Annotated in this window: 21 protein-coding genes; 14 read left to right on the top strand and 7 right to left on the bottom strand. The window is 71.5% G+C overall.

The genetic code is table 11. The annotated features are described in order from the left end of the window. From sucB to IEY91_RS16330, 4 genes are all read left to right on the top strand, one after another. The coding region (gene sucB, locus IEY91_RS16345) for a 2-oxoglutarate dehydrogenase, E2 component, dihydrolipoamide succinyltransferase (RefSeq protein WP_189174462.1) at window positions 1-1,073 on the top strand (1,073 nt) is incomplete at its 5' end. Window positions 1,074-1,191: 118 nt separating this feature from the next. After that, the gene (locus IEY91_RS16340; RefSeq protein WP_087883774.1) at window positions 1,192-1,815 is read left to right on the top strand and encodes a GntR family transcriptional regulator; all 624 of its coding nucleotides are present in this window, start codon (window positions 1,192-1,194) and stop codon (window positions 1,813-1,815) included. 357 nt (window positions 1,816-2,172) lie between these two features. Beyond that, window positions 2,173-4,866, top strand: coding sequence for a pyruvate dehydrogenase (acetyl-transferring), homodimeric type (gene aceE, locus IEY91_RS16335; protein WP_164325717.1), 2,694 nt, complete (start codon window positions 2,173-2,175; stop codon window positions 4,864-4,866). Between the two features lie 142 nt (window positions 4,867-5,008). Continuing rightward, window positions 5,009-5,980: a helix-turn-helix transcriptional regulator gene (locus tag IEY91_RS16330; protein ID WP_189174461.1), complete on the top strand. Its 972-nt coding sequence runs from the start codon at window positions 5,009-5,011 to the stop codon at window positions 5,978-5,980. A gap of 34 nt (window positions 5,981-6,014) precedes the next feature. Here IEY91_RS16330 and IEY91_RS16325 read toward each other — a convergent pair whose 3' ends face one another. Then, window positions 6,015-7,100, bottom strand: a complete 1,086-nt coding sequence (locus tag IEY91_RS16325; RefSeq protein WP_189174460.1) for an SDR family oxidoreductase — start codon at window positions 7,098-7,100, stop codon at window positions 6,015-6,017. Between the two features lie 133 nt (window positions 7,101-7,233). Between IEY91_RS16325 and IEY91_RS16320 the strand changes: the two genes are divergently transcribed. After that, entirely contained in the window at window positions 7,234-7,755 is a 522-nt protein-coding gene (locus IEY91_RS16320; protein WP_189174515.1) for a DUF4240 domain-containing protein, read from the top strand. Window positions 7,756-7,831: 76 nt separating this feature from the next. Here IEY91_RS16320 and IEY91_RS16315 read toward each other — a convergent pair whose 3' ends face one another. After that, a complete protein-coding gene (locus IEY91_RS16315) occupies window positions 7,832-8,623 on the bottom strand; it encodes an SDR family NAD(P)-dependent oxidoreductase (RefSeq protein WP_189174459.1) in 792 nt (263 codons plus the stop codon). 167 nt (window positions 8,624-8,790) lie between these two features. Here IEY91_RS16315 and IEY91_RS16310 point away from each other — a divergent pair, with 167 nt between their 5' ends. After that, entirely contained in the window at window positions 8,791-9,447 is a 657-nt protein-coding gene (locus tag IEY91_RS16310; protein ID WP_189174458.1) for a TetR/AcrR family transcriptional regulator, read from the top strand. On the opposite strand, the gene IEY91_RS16305 is transcribed toward IEY91_RS16310, so the two are convergent. Both IEY91_RS16305 and IEY91_RS16300 read right to left on the bottom strand, forming a co-directional pair. Further along, window positions 9,428-10,633 (bottom strand): PP2C family protein-serine/threonine phosphatase, encoded by a 1,206-nt coding sequence (locus tag IEY91_RS16305; RefSeq protein WP_189174457.1) that lies wholly within the window; start codon window positions 10,631-10,633, stop codon window positions 9,428-9,430. The two genes, IEY91_RS16310 and IEY91_RS16305, sit on opposite strands and share 20 nt — an antisense overlap. Window positions 10,634-10,869: 236 nt before the next feature. Further along, window positions 10,870-11,358: a GNAT family N-acetyltransferase gene (locus tag IEY91_RS16300; protein ID WP_164325711.1), complete on the bottom strand. Its 489-nt coding sequence runs from the start codon at window positions 11,356-11,358 to the stop codon at window positions 10,870-10,872. Window positions 11,359-11,420: 62 nt separating this feature from the next. Here IEY91_RS16300 and IEY91_RS16295 point away from each other — a divergent pair, with 62 nt between their 5' ends. The 3 genes from IEY91_RS16295 to IEY91_RS16285 all read left to right on the top strand — a co-directional run bounded on the left by IEY91_RS16295 (window position 11,421) and on the right by IEY91_RS16285 (window position 16,555). Continuing rightward, window positions 11,421-12,368 (top strand): TIGR01777 family oxidoreductase, encoded by a 948-nt coding sequence (locus IEY91_RS16295; RefSeq protein WP_189174456.1) that lies wholly within the window; start codon window positions 11,421-11,423, stop codon window positions 12,366-12,368. Window positions 12,369-12,659: 291 nt separating this feature from the next. After that, window positions 12,660-14,072, top strand: coding sequence for an NAD(P)/FAD-dependent oxidoreductase (locus tag IEY91_RS16290; RefSeq protein WP_189174455.1), 1,413 nt, complete (start codon window positions 12,660-12,662; stop codon window positions 14,070-14,072). Between the two features lie 266 nt (window positions 14,073-14,338). Further along, window positions 14,339-16,555 (top strand): family 20 glycosylhydrolase, encoded by a 2,217-nt coding sequence (locus IEY91_RS16285; RefSeq protein ID WP_189174454.1) that lies wholly within the window; start codon window positions 14,339-14,341, stop codon window positions 16,553-16,555. 44 nt (window positions 16,556-16,599) lie between these two features. Here the strand turns inward: IEY91_RS16285 and IEY91_RS16280 are convergent, their stop codons facing one another. Then, window positions 16,600-18,042 (bottom strand): NsdA family TPR-like regulatory protein, encoded by a 1,443-nt coding sequence (locus IEY91_RS16280; RefSeq protein ID WP_164325707.1) that lies wholly within the window; start codon window positions 18,040-18,042, stop codon window positions 16,600-16,602. A 265-nt stretch (window positions 18,043-18,307) separates the two neighbouring features. Here IEY91_RS16280 and lipB point away from each other — a divergent pair, with 265 nt between their 5' ends. From lipB to IEY91_RS16260, 4 genes are all read left to right on the top strand, one after another. Next, entirely contained in the window at window positions 18,308-19,150 is an 843-nt protein-coding gene (gene lipB, locus IEY91_RS16275; RefSeq protein WP_189174453.1) for a lipoyl(octanoyl) transferase LipB, read from the top strand. Window positions 19,151-19,302: 152 nt separating this feature from the next. Next, window positions 19,303-20,268, top strand: a complete 966-nt coding sequence (locus IEY91_RS16270; protein WP_164325705.1) for a lipoyl synthase — start codon at window positions 19,303-19,305, stop codon at window positions 20,266-20,268. A gap of 302 nt (window positions 20,269-20,570) precedes the next feature. Beyond that, the gene (locus IEY91_RS16265; protein WP_164325704.1) at window positions 20,571-20,774 is read left to right on the top strand and encodes an SCO2195 family GlnR-regulated protein; all 204 of its coding nucleotides are present in this window, start codon (window positions 20,571-20,573) and stop codon (window positions 20,772-20,774) included. Window positions 20,775-20,804: 30 nt separating this feature from the next. Next, window positions 20,805-21,512, top strand: a complete 708-nt coding sequence (locus IEY91_RS16260) for a DUF4191 domain-containing protein (protein WP_164325703.1) — start codon at window positions 20,805-20,807, stop codon at window positions 21,510-21,512. 147 nt (window positions 21,513-21,659) lie between these two features. Here the strand turns inward: IEY91_RS16260 and IEY91_RS16255 are convergent, their stop codons facing one another. Next, window positions 21,660-22,127, bottom strand: a complete 468-nt coding sequence (locus IEY91_RS16255; protein WP_164325702.1) for an RDD family protein — start codon at window positions 22,125-22,127, stop codon at window positions 21,660-21,662. 200 nt (window positions 22,128-22,327) lie between these two features. On the opposite strand from IEY91_RS16255, the gene glnA reads away from it, so the two are divergent. Further along, window positions 22,328-23,737, top strand: coding sequence for a type I glutamate--ammonia ligase (gene glnA, locus IEY91_RS16250; protein WP_164325701.1), 1,410 nt, complete (start codon window positions 22,328-22,330; stop codon window positions 23,735-23,737). A gap of 170 nt (window positions 23,738-23,907) precedes the next feature. Here glnA and IEY91_RS16245 read toward each other — a convergent pair whose 3' ends face one another. Further along, entirely contained in the window at window positions 23,908-24,216 is a 309-nt protein-coding gene (locus IEY91_RS16245; protein ID WP_164325700.1) for an antibiotic biosynthesis monooxygenase family protein, read from the bottom strand. Window positions 24,217-24,279: the final 63 nt, after the last annotated feature.

Below are 24,279 nucleotides of genomic sequence, written 5' to 3'. Positions count from 1 at the left end.
CGGCCGCCCCGGCCGCGCCCGCCGCGCCCGCGTCGGCTCCGGTCAAGGCTGCGGCGCCCGTCGCCCCGGCCGCTCCGGCTCCGGTCGCTCCCGCCGCCCCTGCGGCCCCGGCCGCGGTCACCCCGGCCGACGACGGCGCGTACGTCACCCCGCTGGTGCGCAAGCTCGCCTCGGAGAACGGCGTCGACCTGGGCTCGGTCAAGGGCACCGGCGTCGGTGGCCGCATCCGCAAGCAGGACGTGCTCGCCGCCGCCGAGGCCGCGAAGGCCGCGGCTCCGGCCGCTGCCGCCCCGGCCGCCGCTCCCGCGGCCGCCGCCGCTTCGAAGGCTCCGGTCATCGAGGCGTCCCCGCTGCGCGGCCAGACCGTCAAGATGACCCGCATGCGCAAGGTCATCGGCGACAACATGATGAAGGCGCTGCACGGCCAGGCGCAGCTCTCCAGCGTGGTCGAGGTCGACATCACGAAGCTGATGAAGCTCCGTGGCAAGGCCAAGGACGCGTTCGCCGCCCGCGAGGGCGTCAAGCTGTCCCCGATGCCGTTCTTCGTCAAGGCGGCGGCGCAGGCGCTGAAGGCCCACCCGGTCGTCAACGCCCGCATCAACGAGGACGAGGGCACCATCACGTACTTCGACTCGGAGAACATCGGCATCGCCGTGGACTCCGAGAAGGGTCTGATGACGCCGGTCATCAAGGGCGCCGGCGGCCTGAACCTGGCCGGTATCGCCAAGGCGACCGCCGACCTGGCCAACAAGGTCCGGGCCAGCAAGATCACGCCGGACGAGCTGTCCGGTGCGACCTTCACCATCTCCAACACCGGCTCGCGCGGCGCGCTCTTCGACACGATCATCGTGCCGCCGAACCAGGTGGGCATCCTCGGCATCGGTGCCACCGTCAAGCGCCCGGTCGTCATCAACCACCCCGATCTCGGCGAGACCATCGCCGTGCGGGACATGACGTACCTGACGCTGTCCTACGACCACCGTCTGGTGGACGGCGCCGACGCCGCCCGCTACCTGACGACGGTCAAGGCCATCCTGGAGGCCGGCGAGTTCGAGGTCGAGCTCGGCCTGTAGTCGCCCGCATACGGCTGTAACACTCGTCTCATCAGCGAGTACGCCCCCGTCCGGAGGTTTCCGGGCGGGGGCGCAGCCGTATTGTCTAGTGGTCGTTGTCCTGTGATTAGGAGCCCTCATGACCGCGCCCGTCGTTCACTCGCTGCGCGAACAGATTCGCGAGCACATCGTGGAAGGCATCGTGAGCGGGCGCTGGAAGCCGGGCGAGCGGATCGTGGAGCGCAGGATCGCCGTCGAGCTGGAGGTCAGCCAGACGCCGGTGCGGGAGGCGCTGCGGGAGCTGGAGTCCCTGCGCCTCATCGAGTCCGCGCCCAACAAGGGCGTCCGGGTGCGGAACTTGACGGCCGCCGATCTGGAGGAGAGCTACCCCGTCCGGGCCGGTCTGGAGGCCATCGCCGCCGAGCTGGCGGCCGAGCGGCTCGCCGACGACTGCTCGGCCCTCGAACCCCATGTCGCGGCGCTGTACGAGGCCGACAGGGCCTCCGACGGCACCGGCCAGGTGCGGCACACCGTCGGCTTCCACCGCGAGCTGGTGCGGGCCGCGCACAACTCCGTGCTCCTGCACACCTGGGAGGGGCTCGGCATCGAGGTCTTCACCGCGCTTTCCATCCGCTGGCTGGGCACGGTGCAGCAGTCGTACGCGGAGGAGCACGAGGCGCTCGTCTCGGCGTTCCGCCGACGGGATCCGGCGATCGCGGAGCTGGTGAAGGCGCATGTGCTGGGGTGCGCGCCGCGGGCGTGAGGCGTGTGGCGGCGGTCGCGGTGGCGGTGGGGGCAGTCGCGGTGGCGGCGGTGGGGGCGGTCGCGCTCATTCTCCGATCACTGTGCTCATACGTCGCCCCACCTGCGTAAATCCTTCGATTTGAAGGCACTCCGTGCCTTTTGGCGCGGCACCCTGTGCCCACTTTTGTCGATCTGGGGAAGTTTTCCCTTCAAGACTTTGATCGATCATCGATCGCGGGCTTACAGTCGACGGCGGGCCCTCACCAGGGCCCTCGCCCTGTCCTGCCAAAGACCAAGGGCACCCCCGACCCTTTCCGTTTAGGGACCCCGCCCGACACGGGCACGGGAACCCCGTCCGACTCAGGAAGGCGGCGTCATGACCGACCCCCGCATCCAGCCGAGCGAGCTCGACCAGCTCCCGGACCGCGACCCGGAGGAGACCGCCGAATGGCAGGCCTCCCTGGACGCCGTGACCAAGGCGGCCGGGCCGCACCGTGCCGCGTATCTGATGCGCCGCACGCTGGAGCGCGCCGAGGGCGCGGGCCTGGCCCTGCCCAAGCTTCTTGAGACGGATTACGTCAACAGCATCCCCACCGCCACCGAGCCCGTCATCGACGGCGACGAGGCGATGGAGTCCCGCATCACCGCGTGGAACCGCTGGAACGCGGCCGCGATGGTCACCCGCGGCGCCAAGCACGGCGTCGGCGGCCACATCGCCACCTTCGCGTCGGCGGCCTGGCTGTACGAGACCGGCTTCAACCACTTCTTCCACGGCAAGGAGGGGGACGGCTCCGGCGACCAGCTCTACATCCAGGGCCACGCGTCCCCCGGCATCTACGCCCGCGCCTTCCTCGACGGCCGCCTCGGCGAGCAGCAGCTCGACAACTTCCGCCAGGAGTCGGGCGGCGACGGCCTGCCGTCCTACCCGCACCCGCGGCGGCTGCCCTGGCTGTGGGAGTTCCCGACCGTCTCCATGGGCCTCGGCCCGCTGTCGGCGATCTACCAGGCCCGCTTCAACCGGTACCTCACCAACCGCGGCATCAAGGACGTCTCGTCCTCGCACGTGTGGGCGTTCCTCGGCGACGGCGAGATGGACGAGCCCGAGTCGACGGCGGCCCTCGCACTGGCGGCGCGTGAGGAGCTCGACAACCTCACCTTCGTCATCAACTGCAACCTGCAGCGCCTCGACGGCCCGGTGCGCGCCAACTTCAAGATCGTGCAGGAGCTGGAGGCGCAGTTCCGCGGCGCCGGCTGGAACGTCGTGAAGTCGCTGTGGGGCAACGCCTGGGACGAGCTGTTCGCGCTCGACACCACGGGCGCGCTGGTCCGCCGCCTGCGTGAGGTCCCGGACGCGCAGGTGCAGACGTACCAGACGCGTGACGCCGCCTACATCCGCGAGGACTTCTTCGGCAAGGACGCGGCGCTCGTCGAGATGGCGAAGCTGCTGAGCGACGACAAGATCCTCGAGTGTTTCCACCTCTCCCGCGGTGGCCACGAGCCGCGCAAGGTCTACGCCGCGTACAAGGCCGCGCTGTCCCACAAGGGCGCGCCGACCGTCATCCTGGCGCAGACCGTCAAGGGCTTCACCCTCGGTGAGGGCTTCGCGTCCAAGAACGCGAACCACCAGATGAAGAAGCTGTCGACGGACGAGTTCAAGAACATGCGGGACCTTCTTGAACTGCCGATCAGTGACAGTCAGTTCGTGGACGGGGTCGTGCCCTACGGCCACCCCGGCGCCGACTCCCCCGAGGTCCGCTACCTCCAGGAGCGCCGCGCGGCCCTCGGCGGCCCGGCCCCGGCCCGCCGCACGCACGCCCTCGCGCCGCTGCCCGCCGCGGCCGACAAGACCTTCGCCTCCTTCGACAAGGGCTCCGGCTCCCAGTCGCTGGCGACGACCATGGCGCTCGTACGGCTGGTCAAGGACCTCGTACGCGACAAGGAGACCGGCAAGCGCTGGGTCCCGATCGTCCCGGACGAGGCCCGCACCTTCGGCATGGAGTCGCTGTTCCCCTCGCTCGGCATCTACTCGCCGAAGGGGCAGACGTACGAGCCGGTCGACCGCGACCAGCTCATGTACTACAAGGAAGCCAAGAACGGCCAGATCCTCAACGAGGGCATCACCGAGGCCGGTTCGATGGCGGACTTCATCGCCGCTTCGTCGTCGTACTCGACGCACGGCGAGGCGATGATCCCCTTCTACATCTTCTACTCGATGTTCGGCTGGCAGCGCACCGCCGACCAGATGTGGCAGCTCGGCGACCAGCTCGGCCGCGGCTTCCTCATCGGCGCCACCGCCGGTCGTACGACGCTGACCGGTGAGGGTCTGCAGCACGCCGACGGCCACTCGCCGGTGATCGCCGCCACGAACCCGGCCGCTCTCTCGTACGACCCCGCGTTCGCCTACGAGATCGCGGCGATCGTCAAGGAGGGTCTGCGCCGGATGTACGGCGAGGCCGCTCCGGGTGAGGACCAGGATGTCTTCTACTACCTGACCGTCTACAACGAGCCGATGCCGCAGCCCGCGAAGCCCGCGGGTGTGGACGAGGGCATCGTGAAGGGTCTGTACCGCTTCAACACGGCCGAGACCGCGGGGCTTTCCCCCGCCGCCAACGCCGCGCGGATCCAGCTCCTCGGCTCGGGTACGGCCATCCACTGGGTCCTCAAGGCCCAGCAGATGCTCTCCGAGGAGTGGGGTGTGGCCGCCGACGTGTGGTCCGCGACCTCCTGGACCGAGCTGCGCCGGGACGCCCTTGAGGCGGACGCGGCCGTGCTGCGCGGCGAGGAGCGCACGCCCTTCATCCGCCAGGCGCTCGACGGCGCCCAGGGCCCGGTCCTGGCCGTCTCCGACTACATGCGCCAGGTGCCGGACCAGATCGCCCAGTGGATCGAGCAGGACTACTCCTCGCTCGGCGCGGACGGCTTCGGCCTCTCCGACACGCGTGACGCCGCGCGCCGCCACTTCGGCGTCGACGCCGAGTCCATCGTCGTCGCGGCCCTTGCCCGCCTGGCCGTCCGCGGCGAGGTGCCTGCGGCCGCGGTCAAGGAGGCTCGGGCCAAGTACGGCCTGTAAGGCCTGCTGGGCCGGGGTTAGCCTCCGGCTCTGTACGCAGGGTGGGGTCCCGTCGGGGTGACGGGACCCCACCTTTGCGTTGCCCGTACGCCGGCCCCGGTGCCGGGCACCGTCGGGTGACGGCGCGCGGCATCATGGGAACATGCGCGCTGCCCGGCTCATCAAGATGGTGCTCCTGCTTCAGGCTCGGGCCTCCATGACCGCGGCCGAGCTCGCGGAGGAGCTCGAGGTCTCGGAGCGCACCATCACGCGGGACGCCCAGGCCCTGTCCGAGGCGGGTGTGCCCGTGTACGCGGACCGGGGCCGGACGGGCGGCTACCGCCTCATCGGGGGATACCGGACCCGTCTCACGGGGCTGGCCCGCAGCGAGGCCGAGGCCCTGTTCCTGTCCGGAGTCCCGGGCGCCCTGCGGGAGATGGGCCTGGAGGACGCCGCGTCCGCCGCCCGCCTGAAGGTCTCCGCCGCCCTGCTCCCGTCCCTGAGCGACGCCTCCCAGAACGCCTCCCAGCGCTTCCACCTCGACGCCCCGGGCTGGTTCAAGGAGACCCCGGCCCCGGCCCTGCTGCCCGCCGTCGCCGACGCCGTGTGGGACGACCGCCCCATGGTGGCCCGCTACCGGCGTCAGGACTCCGAGGTGGAGCGCGAACTGGAGCCCTACGGCCTCGTCCTGAAGGCAGGCGTCTGGTACCTGTGCGCCCGCGTCCCGGACTCCGGCTCCCACCGCGTCTACCGCATCGACCGCTTCACCTCCGTCGAACCCGCCGCCACCGACCGCTTCGTACGCGACGAGGAGTTCGACCTCCCCGCCTTCTGGGAGGAGCGCGCCGCCCAGTTCGCCCGCGCCATCCTGCGCGAGAAGGCCGTCCTCCGCCTGTCCCCGGACGGCGCCCGACAACTCCCCTACGTCACCGACCGCGCCGCCGCCCGCGAGGTCCTCGCGGACGCCGAACCCGACGACCAGGGCCGGGTCACCGTCACCCTGCCCGTCGAGTCCACCGTCGTCGCGTACTCCCAACTCCTCCTCCTCGGCCCCGAGGTCGAGGTCCTGGAGCCGCAGGAGCTGCGCGACCGCCTCGCGGCCACGGCGTCCCGGATGGCCGCGCTCTACCGCTGATCCGGGGCGCCGGTCACGCCGGCGCCCCGCCGCTCTACCGGTAGCCCGTCACGTCCGCCTCCTTGCTCTCCTGGTCCACCTCCGTGATGTACCGCCACGCGTCCGGCGCCGAGCCGTCCACGTCCGTGAAGCCGTACTCCTTGGCCAGGCCGCCGCTGGACAGGGACGCGCCGTTCCACCGCGCCACCTCGGGGTCCGAGGCCAGCGCGACCAGCGCCCGGCCCACGAACGTCGGCGTCTCGGAGATCGCGAAGTGCGGGTTCTGCTTGGTGCCCGCCATCCAGTCGTCCTCGGTGACCTTGAAGTATGTGTCGAGCATCGCCTCGGAGCGCAGCCATCCCGGTGTGAGGCACAGCGCCGTGCAGTCGTACCCCTCCAGCTCCTCCGCGAGCGCGCGGGCCATCCGCAGTGGGGCCGCCTTCGCCAGGTCGTAGTAGAACGGCTTGCGGTAGCGCCGGTTGTACTCCTCGGTGCCGTCGGTCACCTCGACGACGAGGCCGCCGGGGTTGCGGACCAGCAGCGGCAGCGCGAAGCGGCTGGTGACGATATGCGTCTCCATGCCCAGGCGGAGGATCCTGAGGCCCTTGTCCAGGTCGTGCTCCCACATCTTCTTGTCCCACTCGACATGCACGTCACCTCCCCAGATGTCGTTCACGAGGATGTCGAGGCGGCCCTGCTCCCGCTCGATCCGCTCCACGAGTGCCTGTACCTGCTCGGGGTCGAGGTGGTCGGTCGGCACCGCGATCCCCGTGCCGCCCGTGCCCGCCTCCGTACCGGCGGCGCCCACGAGTTCCGCCGTGCCCTCGATGGTCTCCTTGGTCCGGCCCACCTCGCTCGTGTGCGCCCGCGTCGTCCGCCCCGTCACATACACGGTCGCCCCGGCGCGGCCCAGCTCCACCGCCATGGCCCGCCCGGCCCCGCGCGTGGCCCCCGCCACCAGCGCGACCTTCCCCACCAGGCCGCCACCCGCCGCCGCCTGCCCGGCCGTCCCGGTCTCCCCTGCCGTCTCCGCCGCCGCCTTCTTGTCCGTCTTTTCCGTCGCCACTTCCGTCTCCACTCCGCCGTGCCGCCCGGCCGACGGCTGTGTGTTCTCCGTGCCCGACCGCTCCGTCTTCTCCATGCGTGGAGCCTCGCAGCGAATGCCGACATCTTCTGTCGGTCTTTCCACGGGCATGTGCACGCATAACGACACAGCAGCATTCCGGCGCACTCCGCGTGCGCCCCCACGCCCCAGGACCGATGCTTGACCCGTGATGGACGAGACGGAGTTCTGGGAGATCGTGGACAGCACCCGCGAGGCCGCCGAGGGCGACCCCGAGGACCAGGCCGAGCTGGTGATCGACAGGCTGCTGGAGTACGACCCGGACTCCGTCCTGGACTTCGCGCGGCACTTCGAGGCCCGCTACAACCGCGCCTACCGCTGGGACGTGTGGGGCGCCGCCTGGATCCTCCTGGACGGGGCGAGCGACGACGCCTTCGACTATTTCCGGTGCTGGCTGATCGGACAGGGCAGGGAGGTCTTCGAAGGCGCCGTGCACGACCCGGATTCGCTGGCCGACCTCCTCGACGACTTCGACGACGAGATCGACGGCGACGGCGAGGAGCTGGGCTACGCCGCCGACGAGGCCTACGAGCGGATGACCGGCACCGTCGCCCCCGACCTCGGCATCGCGCCCGCCCCGCCCGAGCCCGAGGGCACCTCCCTCGACTTCGAGGACGACCGCGTCCTCGCGGAGCGCTACCCCAAACTCTGGGAGCGCTTCGCGGCACGCTGACCCTACCCGGGCAGGGCGCCGATCAGGGCCGCCTCATACCGGGGCAGGCAGGCTCGGCCGGAACCCGCGGCGGACCTCAGAAGTGGGTGCCGCCGTCCACCCGTATCTCCGTCCCCGTGATGAACCCGCCGTCCTCACTGGCCAGCATCGCGACGACCGATGCCACCGTCTCCGGTCCCGCGAAGCCCTGCCCGATGGCCGGGGCCAGCTTCGTGAACAGGCTCAGGTCCGCGTCCTCGGGCAGGCCGGGGCCCCGGCTCCGCCCGCTGGCGCCGCTGCCGTCCGTCATGCCACTGGATATGGAGCCGGGCTGGACGGCGGTGAAGCGGATGCCCCGCTTCGCGTACTCGCTCGCGAGGGCGTGGGTCATGGACTGGATTCCGCCCTTGCTGGCCGCGTACGCCGCCATGTACGGATGGGCGAACGCCGCCGAGGTGGAGCTGAAGTTGACGACGGCGGCGTCCTTGCCGCGGAGCAGGGCCGGGACGGACTCGCGGATCATCAGGAACGTGCCGGTCAGGTTGATCCGCAGCACCTGCTCGAAGGCGTCGAGGCTCGTCTCGTGGGTGTGCGAGGAGCGCAGCACGCCGGCCGCGTTGACCAGCACGTCCAGGCCGCCGAGCGCGGTGACGGCGGCGGCGACGCCGGTGCGCACCGATGTCTCGTCCGCGACATCCACCACCAGCGTCGTCAGGCGGTCCGCGGCGGCGCCCGCCTTCTGCTCGGTGTCCTTCAGGCCCGCCTCGCTGACGTCGGCGGCCACGACCGTGCCGCCCTCGGCGAGCAGGCGCAGCACGGTGGCCTGTCCGATGCCCGAGCCGCCGCCGGTGACGAGGGCGCGGCGGTCGGCGTAGCGCGTGAGGTTCATGGGTCTCTCTCCGATCAGCAGCTCAGCAGCACAGGGGTTCAGCGGCGGGCAGCCGGGCCCCTCACGGGTCCGATGCGTTCGCTCTGATTTCAATGTACGCCCTCGTGGCACGTTTTGCCATACCGTCAATTCATGAATTCTCGGATCGTCGCGCGTAGGCTTCGAACGTGAGCACCCAACCGTCGCAGCCCACGCGAGCGCCGCAGCCTGCCCGCCCCTCACTGACCGAGCGCCGCAAGGCGGCCACGCAGCTCGACATCGCCCGCGCCGCCGCCGAGCTGTTCGCCGAGCGCGGCCCGGACGGCACCACGGCCGAGGAGATCGCGCACCGGGCCGGGGTGGCGCTGCGCACCTTCTACCGCTACTTCCGCAACAAGCAGGACGCCGTCGGCCCGCTCCTGGCCGGGGGCGCCGCGGCATGGCGGGCGCGGCTCGCGGACCTGGACGCCGAGGTGCCCACCGCCCTGGAGCGGTCCATCGCCGAGGCCCTCACGCCGGTGGACACGCGGGCGGACGAGTCCCTCGAGTGGACCCGCGGCCTGCTGCGCGCCGCACAGGACGACCCGGCCCTGCGCGCGGTCTGGTACCGGGTGAACCAGGAGTCCGAGGAGCAGTTGGTGCCCGTGCTCGCCAGGCTCGCGGGCGACGGCGCGGACGAGCTGGAGGTGCGGCTCGCCGCCGCGGCCGCCACCGACGCCATCCGCATCGCCCTGGAGACCTGGGCGGCCACGGACGACCCGCCCAGCGGTCCGCGCTCCCCCGCCGAGCTCGCGGTCCGCTGCCTGCGCGAACTGACCGGCGGGCTCAGCCTGTTGGCGCGCTGAGGCCGCCCGGCGCCGCCGGACCGGCCTCCCGTTCCTCCACCACGAACACCAGCAGCGCCACGTCGTCCCGCACCCCTCCGGAGAAGCGGACCAGGTCGCTCCAGATCGCGTCCGTGAACGCGGCCGGGTCGCCGCGCTCCGCCTCGAAGAGGGCGGGCAGCCGCTCCGCCAGCGGATAGAAGTCCCCGGCGGCGTCCCTCGCCTCGGTCACTCCGTCGGTCACGGTCAGCAGCCAGTCATCGGGGCGGAGTTCCACGACGACCGGTTCGGGCGGCGTCACCCCTGCGATGCCGAGCCCCAGCGGGGCACCCGGGGGAACCTCCAGTTCGGTGACCGCGCCGCCGCGCAGCAACAGCGGCGGCGGGTGGCCGCACGAGACGAGGCGCAGCTCACGGGCCGTGTCGTCGAACTCCAGGAGCACGGCGGTGGCGAAGAGCTCGCTGGGCTCGCCCGGTGCCGCGCCTTCTGAGCCTTCGGAGTCGATGACCAGGCGCCGGTGCAGGTCGGCCTCCCCGGCGTCGATGACGAGGCGCCGGTCGAGACGCGCGGCGACGCCTTCGAGGTCGTCCTGGTCGAGGACCGCCTCCCGGAAGGCGCCGAGCAGCGCCGCGACGGTCCCCACGGCCGCGAGCCCGTGCCCCTGCACGTCCCCCACCAGCGCCCGCACCCCGCAGGGCCCTCGGCGTACGTCGAAGAGGTCGCCGCCGACCAGCGTGCCGCGCTGCGCCGCCCGGTAAAGACCCGCGCAGCGCACCGGACCCACGCGTTCCGGCAGCGGCGGCAGCACCGCGAACTGGGCCGCCTCCGCGACCGTGCGGACCGTGACGAGCTGAGCGTCCCGCCGGCTGCGCACCCAGGAGAAGAGCACGCTGAGCAGCGCCACGAAGCCGACGGTCGCCGTATCGCTCTCCCCGGGGTGCCCCAGGTCGAAGTTCGGCAAGGACAGCAGCAGTAGCACGGTGCCGCCCAGGAGGGCCGTGGCGGCGGGACCGTAGGCGAGGGCTGCCAGCGGTGGCACGGCGGCGAGGAAGAAGCTGAGGTCGAGCGTCTTCGGAGTGAGCAGTTGGACGACGCACGTCGTGACCAGGAGCAGGGGCGCGGGCCAGCGTGCCCAGGGCGGTGTGGGCGCGCGGCGGGGCCAGCCGCCCTCCCCCACGTCCCGCCGCCTGGCCGCGGCCCTGATCATCGGTGCTCCTTCCCGGCGGACCGGTTCCCCGGCGGACCGGAGAACGAGTCCACGCTCCTACGCGCGCGTGGCGGGCGCACGCCGGGCCGGTCCGTCAGGTGTGCGGAGGGCCGCACGAGGAGGGGCAGGAGGGGTCAGCTTCAGGAGGGGCAACAGAGGCAGCAGGGGCAGGAAAGGCGCCCCCTTCAGAGGAAGCCCCCCTCAGAGACGGCCCCCCTTCAGAGAAGACGCCCCCTTCAGAGAGTGCGCCCCATAAGCACGTCGTCCACATACCTGCCGTCCAGGAGGAACTCACCGGGCAGCACACCCTCGGTCACGAACCCCTCCGACTCGTAGAGCGTGCGGGCCGCGGTGTTGTGCCCGAGCACCCGCAGCGTGATGCGGCGCGCGCCCTGCCGGCGTGCCTCCTCCACCACGGCCTGGAGCAGCCGCCGCCCCACGCCCTTGCCGCGCACCTCGTCCGCGACGACGAACCCCAGGATCTGGCGCACGTGCGCGTGCACGGCGAGCGGGGTCGGGAACCCGAGCCTTATATAGCCGACGACTTGCCCGTCCACTTCGGCGACCAAGTGGTCGCGGGGGCCGAACCGTTCGGAGAAGAACGGCTCGTACGGCGCCTGCGGACGCGGCTGTACGGAGTGCAGGGTGGACCAGTTGTCGCGGTCCACGCGCGCCAGTACGTCGGCGTCGTCGGCCCGCGCGGTGCGTATGTACGTCTGCTGCATGGGCGCCACTGTACGGCGGACGCATGACCGCACAGCCGCCTCTTTCACGGCAGGATGGCCCCATGGAGCAGCCCGCACAGCCCGAGCAGCCCGACCGCCCCGCCGAGCCCGGGAAGCCGCCACGCGTCGCCGTGGCGGGCGCCTCCGGGCTCATCGGCTCGGCTCTGGGGCGCTCGCTCGCCGCCGACGGTTACGAGGTGGTCCGCCTCGTCCGCCGGGCCCCGCGCGCACCCGACGAGGTGCGCTGGGACCCCAAGGAGGGGTACGTGGACGCCGCCGGGCTCGCGGGCTGCGACGCCGTGGTGAACCTGGCGGGCGCCGGCATCGGGAACCGCCGCTGGAACGACGCGTACAAGCGCGAACTGCGGGACAGCAGGGTGCTCGGCACCAGGACGCTCGCGGCCGCCGTGGCCGCCCTCGACGAGCCGCCGCGGGTCTTCCTGAACGCCAGCGCGATCGGCTACTACGGAGACACCGGTCAGCGCGCGGTGGACGAAACCGCTCCCTCCGGAGAGGGCTTCCTGCCCACCATGTGCGTGGACTGGGAACAGGCCGCCGCCGCGGCCCAGGACGCGGGCGTACGCACCGTGTTCACGCGCAGCGGTCTGGTCGTGGCGCGCGGGGGCGGGGCCTGGGGGCGGATGTTCCCGCTCTTCAAGGCGGGGCTCGGCGGGCGGCTCGGCAACGGGCGGCAGTACTGGAGCTTCATCGCGCTGCGCGACGAGGTGGCCGCGATGCGGCATCTGCTCGCGCGCGACGATCTGTCGGGGCCCTTCAACCTGACCGCGCCGCAGCCGGTCACCAACCGCGAGGTGACGGCCGCGATGGGCCGCGTGCTGCGGCGTCCGACGGTGTTCACCGCTCCCGCGCCGGTCCTGCGCGTCGTCCTCGGCGAGATGGCGGGCGACGTCCTGGGCAGCCAACGGGTGCTTCCCGCACGGCTTTCGGAGTCGGGGTTCTCCTTCGCCCACCCCGGGATCGAGGACGCGGTGCGAGCCGCGCTCGGCTGACGCCGACGGCCGGACGCATGGTGCACCGCCGGGCCTGCCGACGCCGCTCAGCCCGGCCCGACGGCACCGCTCCGCCAGGCGCCACGACCGCGCCCCACCCGGCCCCACGACCGTTTCCGATCGTCTCCGTCCACGCGTGCGACCGTCGTGCGACCATGCCCGGTCGATGCGCGACTCCCAGCGACCGTTTCGGCTCCTACCCTCAACCGGAACTCGGGGATTCCGGACCCCTGTCGAGGGCATAAGGCTCCCCAGCAGCCGACCGAGCCGCGCAACCTCCGGGAGGAGCACGTGCCAGAGCCTGCGCACCATGTGGATGTCGTCATCGTGGGGGCCGGGGTCGCGGGACTGTCGGCCGCCCATCGGCTGACCAGCGCCGGTGTAACGACCACCGTCCTGGAAGCCGCCCCTTACGTCGGTGGCCGGATGTCGACCGAGAAGGTCGACGGATTCCGGCTCGACCGGATCGGACAACTGCTCACCACGTCGTATCCGGAGCTGCGCCACACCCCCGGACTCGACGCACTCGTCCTGCGCCCCTTCTCGCCCGGGTTGCTCGTGCACAGCGCGGGCCGCCACCACCGCGCGGCGGAGCCGGCCGGCGGCAAGGGCGCCGGGGGCGCAAGGGGCGCACTCACCGCAGCGCGCGCCCTCGCGAGCGCCCCCCGGGTGCCGCGGCCCTCGCGCGGGGCACCGGGTTCCCCGCCCCGGAACCCGTCCAGGACCACACCCCGGCCGTCCAGGCCGCCGTCCCGCGGCGCGCCCCTGGGCGGCGCACTCGACCAGGCCCGCCTCGCCGCGGCGCTCGCCCGCATCGCGGCGACCCCCGTGCGACGGCTCCTCGCGCGCCCCGAACTGCCCGCAGCGGCGGGCCTGTCGGCGCGCGGGCTGCCCGCGCGCACCATCGACGGGTTCCTGCGCCCGCTGCTCTCGGCGCTGCTGTGCGACCCGGACCTGACGACGTCGAGCAGGTGCGCCGACCTCGCGCTGCACGCCTTCGCGCGCGGCCGCCTGTGCCTGCCCGAGGGCGGCGCCGACGCCCTGCCCGAGTTACTCGCGGCCGCGCTGCCGCCCGGCACCGTACGCACCGGCGTGCGCGTCACCTCGGTGTCCGCGAACCGCGTCAGCACCGCCGAGCACGGCGAGCTGTCCTGCGGCGGCGTGCTGCTCGCCACCGACGCCCACGCCGCCGCCGAGCTGCTGCCCGGTCTGCGCGTGCCGTCCTTCCACCCGGTCACCGTGGTGCACCACGCGGTGCCCGAACCACCGCTCGCCGAACCCGCGCTCCTCCTTGACGCCGACCGCCGGGGCCCGGTCGCCCACACGGCCGTCGTCAGTCTCGTCGACCCCACGCGCGCGCCCGAGGGCCGCACCCTGGTCTCCTCGACCGTCCTCGGGCAGCCCCCGGACGACCTGGAGGACACCGTCCTCGCCCATCTCGCGGAGCTGTACGGCACGCCGACCGACCGCTGGGAACTCCTCGGCGTCCACCACACGCGCGAGGCGGTGCCCGCGATGCCGCCGCCGCACGATCTGCGCCGTCCCGTACGGCTGTTGGCGGGGCTCTACGTGTGCGGCGACCACCGGGACACCAGCACGGTGCAGGGCGCGCTGCACTCCGGCCGTCGGGCGGCGCAGGCCGCGCTTGCCGACTTGGGGGTCGAACCGGCCTGCACCGAGGAGGTGCTACCGGCCGCCGCTTGAGGTCCACCCGCCTCGGGTGCCTCCCGCCCGCACACAGTGCTCCGACCTTTCGTCCCCACGGGCCTGCTCCCCCTGAGCCCCCGCGCCCCCCACGCGGGGGCTTCTCCCGGCCCCGGCCTTCCGTCCCGCGGTCTTGTCACCGCCTCAGTGCGGCACTACGGTCCCAGCGGACCCGGCCACCGGGTCGACCGAGCCGCAGGAGGCCTGACGTGCGTCGCACCTTGCCGGTGATCACTCTCATCCTCGGACTGTGTACGGCCCTATTCATGGGAGCTCTGCAGGTGCCCGCCGCGTCCGCCGCGTCCACCGCGTCCGCCGAAGGCCAGGAAACGTCACCGCCGGACACCGCCGGCGGCCCGGCCGTCGTCCCCCGCCCCTCCGACTGGACCGACCTCCCCGGGCTCACCCGACTCACCCACCACACCCGCATCCTGATCGACCCGCGCCAGGCCTCGGCGACCACGCTGCCGTCCGGCCGCGCCGAACTCCCGGGCCCCGCCCGCCAGTCCGTACGCGCCCTCGCGACCCAACTGCGTACGGAGATCGAGCAGGTCACGGGCCTCACACCCCGCATCGCCACGGACGGCCGTCCGGACCGGGACGACATCACGCTCACCCTCACCGCGGACCGAGCTCTCACCACAGACCGAGCCCCCACCGCGAACCGAGCGCCCCTCAGCGCCGAGGGCTACGACTTCGACAGCACCGGCCCCGTCCGCGTGAGCGCCGCCTCCACGCACGGCCTGTACTACGGCACCCGCACCCTCCTCCAGCTCCTGCGCACCACCGCCCCCGACCACCGCGCCGTCCCGCGCGCCCGCTCGGCCGACCGGCCCGCGCAGGCGGTCCGCATGGTGCACCTGGACGCGGGCCGCAAGTTCTGGCGCATCCCGTATCTGAAGAACCTCGTCCGCAGGATGGGCGACCAGAAGCTCAACACCCTGTTCCTGCACCTGTCGGAGTCCGAGGGCTTTCGCCTGGACAGCCCGAGGTTCCCCGGCCTCGCCGACCCCGCCCACAGCTACAGCCGCGCCGACATCGAGGACCTGAAGGCCTTCGCGGCCCGTCACCACGTACAAGTGATGCCGGGTCTCGAACTGCCCGGTCACGCCACCGTGATCAGCGAGGCGTTCGGCATCGGCTTCGGTGCCGGGCCCGGCGCGTGCACGGCGGCGCACACGCACTCCCATCTGACGCCCGACTGGATCATCGACATGACCAGCGAGAAGGCGATCGGCAAGAGCAAGGAGATCGTCGACGAGTTCGTGGGCTGGTTCGACGCGCCGCTGTTCTCCATCGGCGCGGAGGAGGTACCGGGGCAGCTCGCCGAGTGCCCGCGCGTGAAGGATCATCTCGCCGCCGCGCCCGACGTATCCACCCTCGGTGACCTGCTCAACCGCTACATCAACACCCTGGACGACGTGGTCACTTCGCACGGCAAGCGCACCGCCGTCTACAACGGCTCCGAGCATCTCGCCGCCCCGCAGCAGCGCGTGCACGCCCCCGTCGTCTTCATCACCTGGGAGGGCACGGGCGCGGAGCCCGCCATTCCGGGCCATGACGAGATCGCCATCGGCCCCTTCTACAACACGCCCAACAACTACCACCACAAGTACCCCGACGAGCCCTGGATGTACGACACGTGGGCTCCGAGCACCGCCCCCGACATGCTCGGCTCCGGCGTCGTGAACTGGGCGGACTACAACTTCTGGGCCGACGACGAGTACTTCGAGCAGCACATGGCGGGCGCCCGCGCGATCCTCGCCGACCGCACGTGGAACGGCTCCCCGACGCCGGACTCTCTCGCCGACTTCCGCGCCCGCGCGACCCGCATCGGCGATCCCCCGGGCACCACACCCGCAAGGACCCGCCCCCGGGTCCAGGACCGGCCGAGCCACCACTGGACCTTCGACGACGCCGCGTACCCGAAGGGCTGGACGTACGCAGGCAGCCCCGGCAACACGCTCTTCGCCGAGGACGTCGCGGGCGACCTGCCCGGCACCTCGTACATCATCGACAACCCCACGCCCGTGCCCGGCGTGCGCGGGCAGGCCTGGCGGTTCGACTCGGACCGGGACGGGGTGGGCTTCGGCGGCACGGATGTGGCGGAGCCTTGGACCGTGTCGGTGCGGGTCCGTGCTTCGTCCCGCACGGGCGACCAGGTGCTGCTGAGCTCCAAGGCCGGGGCCTTGAAACTCATGCAGCACGGCACGGGACGTGTGGGCTTCACCCGTTACGGAGAGGCCGACTTCAGCTTTCCGTACGTTCTGCCGCTGGACCGGTGGGTTCGGCTGACGTGGGTGGCCTCGCCCGGTCGCACGGTTCTGTACGTCGACGGGGAGCGGGTCGGGGCCGTCCCCGCCTCGATTCCGTTGCCGATGCGGTCCATCGGTACGGAGGGCGCCTCGCTGCGCGGGGACTTGGACGACCTCGTCACGTGGGACGTGGCGTTGGGGGCCCCGGCTGTCGCCCGCCTGCGGTGAGTTCGGCAGGGGGCGGACTCGGCGCGGCCGCCCCCAACCCCCCACTACCCCAGCGCCGCCACCCGGTCGCGGTACCCGCGCACAGGCGCCGCGTCCCGATACGGCTCCAGCCTGCGCTCGAAGTCGCGTACGTACTCCACCGCCCGCACCGAGCGCATCTCGCCCGCCGCCTGGGCCGCGTCCGCGCCGAGTTGGCAGGCCTGTTCCAGTTCGCCCAGGCCGAGGCGGGCCGATGCCAGGACGACGCGGCAGAAGAGGCGGCTGCGGGCGTAGCCGGGGGCGCGCAGTTGCAGTGAGCGCTCCGCGTGCTGGGCGGCCGCGCGGTACTGCTGGAGGTCGCGATTGCAGTGCGCGAACTCGTCGGCGAGCTGGGCCTCGTCGAAGAAGCGCGCCCAGTACGGGACGTCGTCGCCGGGCCGGGACGTCTCCAGGGCGCGCTCGGCCCGCACCATGGAGGCCGAGCAGGCCCGCACCTCCCCGAGCACTCCGTGCCCGCGCGCCTCCACGGCGTGCAGGAGCGCCTGGACGACGGGCGGCGCCGAGGAGCCCACGCCCTGCTGGGCGACCCGCGCGAGCTGCACGGCCTCGCGCCCGTGGCCGAGGTAGACGGCCTGGCGACTCATGGTGACCAGGACGTAACTGCCGTACGCGCGGTCGCCCGCGGCCTGCGACAGGCGCAGCGCCTGCACGAAGTACCGCTGGGCGAGGCCGTGGGCCGCGATGTCGTACGACGTCCAGCCGGCGAGCCGGGTCAGGTCGGCGGCGGCCGCGAAGAGCCGGCGCCCCGCCTGCTCGCCGTAGGTGCCGCGCAGCATCGGCTCGGCCTCGTGCTCCAGATAGCGGACCAGGGCCTGGCGGGCGTGCCCGCCGCCGTACGCGTGGTCGAGCGCGCGGAACAGCTCGCCGACCGAGCGCAGGGCCGCGATGTCGCCGCCGGTGACGCGGTGGCCGGGGCCGCGGTCGGTGTCGCGGCGCTGGCGCGGCACGATGGGGCGGCCCTGGGCGGGCACGCGCGGGGTCTGCTGGGGCTCGCCGCGGGCGACCCGGTCGTCGGCGCGGCCGATCAGCCAGTCCCGGCTGGGCACCACGAGCCCGGCCGGGGTGAAGGCGATCTTGCGCAGCTCGGCGTGGCTGCCGGAGTCCTTGCGCCACAGGCCGCCGACGATGTCGATGGCTTCCTCGGGCGAGGCGGCGAATTCCAGGCCCGCGTAGACCGGCGCGCACGCGTCGAGCCCGAGGTCCTGGGCGGACAGGCGGCGGCCCAGGCGCCGGGTGAAGACCTCCGCGATCAGCGCCGGTGTCGTACCGCGCGGCTGCTGGCCTCTGAGCCAGCGTGTCACCGATGTTTTGTCGTACCTGAGATCGAGACCGTGCTCGAGCCCTAGCTGATCGACGCGGCGCGCCAGGCCCGCATTGGAGAACCCGGCTTCCGCGATGAGCGCGGCTAGCTGGCGGTTGGGGGTGCGCTGCGGGGGTCGTTCCGTCATCAGCGGTGCGGTCTCCTGCCTTCCGGGCCTGCCTTGAGCAGCCCTTATGGCCTCGTGAACGGCGCGAATGTAGCGGCGCTGAAGGTCCTCATCGCGACCTTCAAGCTCCATTCATCCGATCGTGTGAGGATTGGCCGTAGAGCTGACGGGATTCCGCCGGACGTACAGTGGCAGGGGCACGATCCGTGCACGGTGAAGGTTTCCGTGCCAGGAGCGGGGCTGTGCACGCGGAGTGCACGGGGATGGTTCAAGGGAGGCACGTGCCGTGGGCGAGATGCGATTCAACCGGCTGGGTTTCGGCCCGGACTTCGTCGAGTACCAGGAGGCCTGGGACGAGCAGCGCCGGGTGCACGCCGCCCGGTTCGCCGACGAGGTGCCGGACACCTGTCTGCTCCTGGAGCACCCGCCGGTGTACACGGCGGGCCGCAGGACCGAGGACAGCGAGCGCCCGCTGGACGGCACCCCGGTCGTGGACGTGGACCGCGGCGGCAAGATCACCTGGCACGGTCCGGGCCAGCTCGTGGGCTACCCGATCCAGAAGCTGCCGCGTCCGGTGGACGTCGTAGCACACGTACGCCGCCTGGAAGACGCACTTATCCGAACGTGTGCCGACTTCGGTCTCGAAACCACGCGGGTCGAGGGGCGCAGCGGCGTATGGGTTCTGGGCGATCCGCTCGAGTCCCGTCCGGCGCTCGGCGGGCTCAGCCTCGACTTCGACCCGCGGCTTCAGGACGACGAGTTCGACCCCCGCCTGAACGGCCCGGAGTACGCGCCCTCCAACGCCGGCCAGCGCCGCGAGGACCGCAAGGTGGCCGCGATCGGCATCCGCGTCGCCAAGGGCGTGACGATGCACGGCTTCGCGCTGAACGTGAACCCGGACAACACCTGGTTCGACCGGATCGTGCCGTGCGGCATCCGCGACGCGGGTGTGACGTCGATCGCGCACGAGCTGGGCCGCGACATCACCATCGCCGACGTCCTGCCGGTCGCCGAGCGGTACCTGCGGGACGTACTGGAGAACGCGGAGCTGAAGCCGCGGGAGGTGGAGAAGCCGACGGACCAGGAGGCGAAGGCCACCGAGGAACCGGCGGAGCCGACGCTCGCCTGAGCCGTCGGGGCCTGACCTGACCGGCCCGGCAGGGCCTGAGGGACCCGTACGGGAATGCACCCCTTGGGCCAGAGGTTGGCCAGAAGTAAGCCCACAGACATGACGGGCGTACCCTGGTGTGCGCCGAAGAATCGAAGCTACAGGGAGCCGATGTGTCCGCAGTCGCACCCGACGGACGCAAGATGCTGCGCCTGGAGGTCCGGAACGCCCAGACCCCCATCGAGCGCAAGCCCGAGTGGATCAAGACCCGGGCGAAAATGGGCCCCGAGTACAACGCCCTGCAGAAGCTCGTGAAGAGCGAGGGCCTGCACACGGTCTGCCAGGAGGCGGGCTGTCCGAACATCTACGAGTGCTGGGAAGACCGCGAGGCCACGTTCCTCATCGGCGGCGACCAGTGCACGCGGCGCTGTGACTTCTGCCAGATCGACACCGGCAAGCCGCAGGCCCTCGACCGCGACGAGCCCCGCCGCGTCGGCGAGTCCGTCGTCACGATGGACCTGAACTACGCCACGATCACCGGCGTCGCCCGCGACGACCTGGAGGACGGCGGCGCCTGGCTGTACGCGGAGACGGTGCGCCAGATCCACGCGATGACGGCGGAGCGCGCCGAGGGCTACACCAAGGTCGAGCTCCTCATCCCCGACTTCAACGCCGAGCCGGACCAGCTGGCCGAGGTCTTCTCGTCCCGCCCCGAGGTGCTCGGGCACAACGTGGAGACGGTGCCGCGGATCTTCAAGCGGATCCGCCCCGGCTTCCGGTACGAGCGCTCCCTCGAGGTCATCACGAAGGCCCGCGAGGCCGGTCTTGTCACCAAGTCCAACCTGATCCTGGGCATGGGCGAGACCCGCGAAGAGGTCAGCGAGGCGCTGCGCGAGCTGCACGAGGCGGGCACCGAGCTCATCACCATCACGCAGTACCTGCGGCCCACGCCGCGCCACCACCCCGTCGAGCGCTGGGTGAAGCCGGCCGAGTTCGTGGAGCTGAAGCAGGAGGCCGAGGAGATCGGCTTCTCCGGCGTGATGTCGGGCCCGCTGGTCCGCTCCTCGTACCGCGCGGGCCGGCTGTACCAGATGGCGATCGAGCGGCGCGGGTCGTACGTGGCCTCGCAGGCCGTGTGAGTAGGCCCCAGGCCGTGTGAATCGGCGCACAAGCGACTACCGCCCAGTAGCGGCCGCAGCGACGCGGCCCATACCTTCCTCGCAGGTGAAGAGGAACGTATGGGCCGCGTCAGCGTTTTGGGGCTCCGCGTCAAGGCTTCATCGGCGTTTGACCGGTCGGTCACGCCCTGGTAACACCAATCAGTGACTCTGGAATTACCGCACGTACATCCTTACCCAGAGCCAGGCACCCCCGCGTAACCCAGAGCCAGGCACCCTCGTAGCGCTCCCCCGTCCACTGTCGCTTCCCGGAGGGCATCACCATGCAGGCCGCGCCCGTTCGCGCCACCGCCATCCCGTCCGTCACCGACGCGCTGCGCGCCGTCGAGTCGCTGCTCATGAGCGGCGGCCAGCGCACCGCGCGCCGCAACGCCTGGACGTCCGTCCTCGAGGACCGGCGCCGCGCCAAGGACCGGTTCGAGGCGCAGCGCGTGCTGGAAGAGGCAGGACCAACCCGCACGTCGTAGTCGCCTGCGGGGCCACGTAGACTTCGAGGCATGGCGAGGAAGGAAACCACCGCGGCGGCTTCGGCCGCGGAACCCGGGCGACTCAAGCAGATCGCTCTGACCTACAAGATGACCCGGCGGGCCGACTCCAAGATCGGTCTCATCATCGCGGCTGTGGGAATCGTCACCTTCGGTGTCTTCCTCGCGATCGGCTTCTGGCTCGGTCACCCCATCTATCTCGGCATTCTCGGCTTCATCCTCGCCTTCCTTGCGATGGCGATCGTCTTCGGACGCAGGGCCGAGCGCGCCGCCTTCGGGCAGATGGAGGGCCAGCCCGGTGCGGCGGCCGCGGTGCTCGACAAGATCGGCCGCGGCTGGACGACGACCCCCGCGATCGCGATGAACCGCAGCCAGGACGTGGTGCACCGCACCGTCGGCAAGGCCGGCATCGTCCTGGTCGCCGAGGGCAATCCGAACCGGCTGAAGGCGCTGCTGGCCGCCGAGAAGAAGAAGATGGCCCGCATCGTCTCGGACGTCCCGGTGCACGACGTGATCGTCGGCAACGGCGAGGGCCAGGTCGAGCTCAAGAAGCTCCGCACCACGCTTCTGAAGCTCCCCCGCGTCCTCCAGGGCCCGCAGGTCACGGCGACGAACGACCGCCTGAAGGCGATGGGCGACCTGATGAGCAACATGCCGCTGCCGAAGGGGCCCATGCCCAAGGGCGCGCGCATCCCGCGCGGCGGCCCGAAGATGCGCTGACGCTGCCGCTGTTCCTCTGAGTGGCCGCGTGTGCGTGGCCGCACCTGACTGGATACGTCGATGGGGCGCCCGGAACCGAGTGGTTCTGGGCGCCCCATCGACGTACGCAGAAGGTCATCGACGTACGCAGAAGGTTGGTGCCCGGTCCTAGATGCGGACCTGGGCCGCGCGGGCGAGGCGGTCGTGGAGGCCGCGGCCGTCGCGGTCCCAGATCAGCGCCGGGATGCCGATGCACAGCAGCGCGCTGCGGACGAGGACGCGGACGGGGCCGAGGCGGCCGCCGTCCTCGCTGACCACGCGCAGGCCGAGCAGGCGCTTGCCGGGGGTGCTGCCGACCGTGCCGACGGTCAGCACGCTCATCACGAAGAGCAGGCCGAGCGCCCAGTTGCCCATCGCCTGCGGGTTGCCGCGGGCGAGCAGGCCGTATGCGATGAGCAGGCACAGCCCCCAGTCGACGGCGATGGCGCCGATGCGGCGGCCGGGCCGGGCGATGGAGCCGGGGCCCTCCTCGGGCAGGCCGAGCCGCTCGCCGCGGTATCCGAAGTCGACGCCCGCGTCCTCGGCCGCCGCGCGGGGGCCGGAGAGCCACGATCCGATTACTTGCCTGTTGTCCACCCGTCCACGGTACTGCGCGGCGTTTCGTACGGGGGGTGCGGGTCGCGTTCGCACCCGGGCCGGTTAACTTCGGCGAAACAAATGGGTCACGCTTGAGAAATCCCCCGTCCCTATGGTCGGGTCCCAGCGTGTGCCACCGCACTGGCCGCACCAACGAGCTGCAACCCCGCTCCTTCCCGGGCGGGAACAGGAGGAGCTGGATGTTCCAGAACGCCGACGAAGCCAAGAAGTTCCTCGCGGACGAGGACGTGAAGTTCGTAGACGTCCGCTTCTGCGACCTGCCGGGCGTCATGCAGCACTTCACGGTCCCGGCCGAGGCGTTCGACCCGGACGAGCAGCTGATGTTCGACGGCTCCTCCATCCGCGGCTTCCAGGCCATCCACGAGTCCGACATGGCGCTCGTGGCGGACCTGACGACGGCCCGCGTGGACCCCTTCCGCCGCGACAAGACCCTCAACGTCAACTTCTTCATCCACGACCCGGTGACCGGCGAGCAGTACAGCCGCGACCCGCGCAACGTGGCGAAGAAGGCGGAGGCGTACCTCGCGTCGACCGGCATCGCCGACACCGCGTACTTCGGCCCCGAGGCCGAGTTCTACGTCTTCGACTCGGTCCGCTTCGAGACCACGGCGAACCGCTCGATGTACGAGATCGACTCCGAGGCGGGCGCCTGGAACACGGGCGCGCTCGAGAACAACCGCGGCTACAAGGTCCGCTACAAGGGCGGTTACTTCCCGGCTCCGCCGGTGGACCACTTCGCCGACCTGCGCGCGGAGATCTCCCTGGAGCTGGCCAATTCCGGCCTCAAGGTCGAGCGCCAGCACCACGAGGTGGGCACGGCGGGCCAGGCCGAGATCAACTACAAGTTCAACACGCTGCTCGCGGCGGCCGACGACCTGATGCTCTTCAAGTACATCGTGAAGAACGTCGCGTGGCGCAACGGCAAGACCGCGACGTTCATGCCGAAGCCGATCTTCGGTGACAACGGCTCGGGCATGCACGTCCACCAGTCGCTGTGGACCGGCGGCGAGCCCCTCTTCTACGACGAGCAGGGCTACGCGGGCCTCTCGGACACCGCCCGCTACTACATCGGCGGCATCCTCAAGCACGCCCCGTCGCTGCTGGCCTTCACGAACCCCACCGTCAACTCCTACCACCGCCTGGTCCCCGGCTTCGAGGCCCCGGTCAACCTGGTCTACTCGCAGCGCAACCGCTCCGCGGCGATGCGCATCCCGATCACGGGCTCCAACCCGAAGGCCAAGCGCGTGGAGTTCCGCGCCCCGGACCCGTCCTCGAACCCCTACCTCGCCTTCTCGGCCCTCCTCCTCGCGGGCCTCGACGGCGTGAAGAACAAGATCGAGCCGGCCGAGCCGATCGACAAGGACCTCTACGAGCTCGCCCCCGAGGAGCACGCGGGCGTCCCCCAGGTCCCCACCTCCCTCCCCGCGGTCCTCGACGCCCTCGAGTCGGACAACGAGTACCTCCAGGCCGGCGGCGTCTTCACGTCCGACCTCATCGAGACGTGGATCGACTACAAGCGCACGAACGAAATCGCCCCGATCCAGCTGCGGCCGCACCCGCACGAGTTCGAGCTCTACTTCGACATCTAAGACTCGGGGCAGGGCGACCTGGGACGAGGTTCTGGGAACCTGCTGTGACTTGTGGAAAGCCTTGCTGTTGAGGGCCGCCGTCCCGACTCCGGGGCGGCGGCCCTCAACGTTCTTGTGCACAGCAGGTCAGGCCCTGTGCTGATCAGGGTTCGAGCGAGGGTGCCCGTCCATCAGGGGCACTCGGCGACAACCTGGTAGAGGCCAGGGCTGGCGCTGGCGATTCGTTCGGCTTGGGAAACAGAAGCGAGCACGGTGGGGTTGGCGCCGGCGGCCTCGCATGCTTCGACGCTGTCCCAGTGTGCGATGTTGACGAGCTGGAATCGCGCGTCCGGCAACAGCGCGCGGTGCAGCCGGACGTCGCGGAACCCAGGCGCTGCACTCATCAGGGCCACGCGTTCGCGCCACTGCTCGATGAATTCGTCGACTTGGTCGGCGGATATTTCGATGACGTTGATGAAAGTAACGGCCTGATCAGTCATAGGAGGATTCCTTTTCTGTGATGACGCCCTGACAGCGCTGTCCGCTCACTGCTGCACGGATCC

The sequence above is a fragment of the Streptomyces lasiicapitis genome (genome assembly GCF_014646335.1).
Classification (GTDB): Bacteria; Actinomycetota; Actinomycetes; order Streptomycetales; family Streptomycetaceae; genus Streptomyces; species Streptomyces lasiicapitis.
The sequence above is the reverse complement of the archived record's forward strand: the minus strand, read 5'-3'. Positions and strand labels throughout refer to the sequence as shown.

What these genes read in the sequence shown, in the direction of transcription:
- IEY91_RS16340 (WP_087883774.1), top strand. Translation starts at nt 1,192, where the DNA reads ATGACCGCGCCCGTCGTTCACTCGCTGCGCGAACAGATTCGCGAGCAC.
- IEY91_RS16320 (WP_189174515.1), top strand. Translation starts at nt 7,234, where the DNA reads ATGGACGAGACGGAGTTCTGGGAGATCGTGGACAGCACCCGCGAGGCC.
- IEY91_RS16285 (WP_189174454.1), top strand. Translation starts at nt 14,339, where the DNA reads ATGGGAGCTCTGCAGGTGCCCGCCGCGTCCGCCGCGTCCACCGCGTCC.
- IEY91_RS16260 (WP_164325703.1), top strand. Translation starts at nt 20,805, where the DNA reads ATGGCGAGGAAGGAAACCACCGCGGCGGCTTCGGCCGCGGAACCCGGG.
- IEY91_RS16295 (WP_189174456.1), top strand. Translation starts at nt 11,421, where the DNA reads ATGGAGCAGCCCGCACAGCCCGAGCAGCCCGACCGCCCCGCCGAGCCC.
- IEY91_RS16265 (WP_164325704.1), top strand. Translation starts at nt 20,571, where the DNA reads ATGCAGGCCGCGCCCGTTCGCGCCACCGCCATCCCGTCCGTCACCGAC.
- IEY91_RS16245 (WP_164325700.1), bottom strand. Translation starts at nt 24,216, where the DNA reads ATGACTGATCAGGCCGTTACTTTCATCAACGTCATCGAAATATCCGCC.
- aceE (WP_164325717.1), top strand. Translation starts at nt 2,173, where the DNA reads ATGACCGACCCCCGCATCCAGCCGAGCGAGCTCGACCAGCTCCCGGAC.
- IEY91_RS16280 (WP_164325707.1), bottom strand. Translation starts at nt 18,042, where the DNA reads ATGACGGAACGACCCCCGCAGCGCACCCCCAACCGCCAGCTAGCCGCG.
- IEY91_RS16315 (WP_189174459.1), bottom strand. Translation starts at nt 8,623, where the DNA reads ATGAACCTCACGCGCTACGCCGACCGCCGCGCCCTCGTCACCGGCGGC.
- IEY91_RS16325 (WP_189174460.1), bottom strand. Translation starts at nt 7,100, where the DNA reads ATGGAGAAGACGGAGCGGTCGGGCACGGAGAACACACAGCCGTCGGCC.
- glnA (WP_164325701.1), top strand. Translation starts at nt 22,328, where the DNA reads ATGTTCCAGAACGCCGACGAAGCCAAGAAGTTCCTCGCGGACGAGGAC.
- IEY91_RS16300 (WP_164325711.1), bottom strand. Translation starts at nt 11,358, where the DNA reads ATGCAGCAGACGTACATACGCACCGCGCGGGCCGACGACGCCGACGTA.
- IEY91_RS16330 (WP_189174461.1), top strand. Translation starts at nt 5,009, where the DNA reads ATGCGCGCTGCCCGGCTCATCAAGATGGTGCTCCTGCTTCAGGCTCGG.
- IEY91_RS16305 (WP_189174457.1), bottom strand. Translation starts at nt 10,633, where the DNA reads ATGATCAGGGCCGCGGCCAGGCGGCGGGACGTGGGGGAGGGCGGCTGG.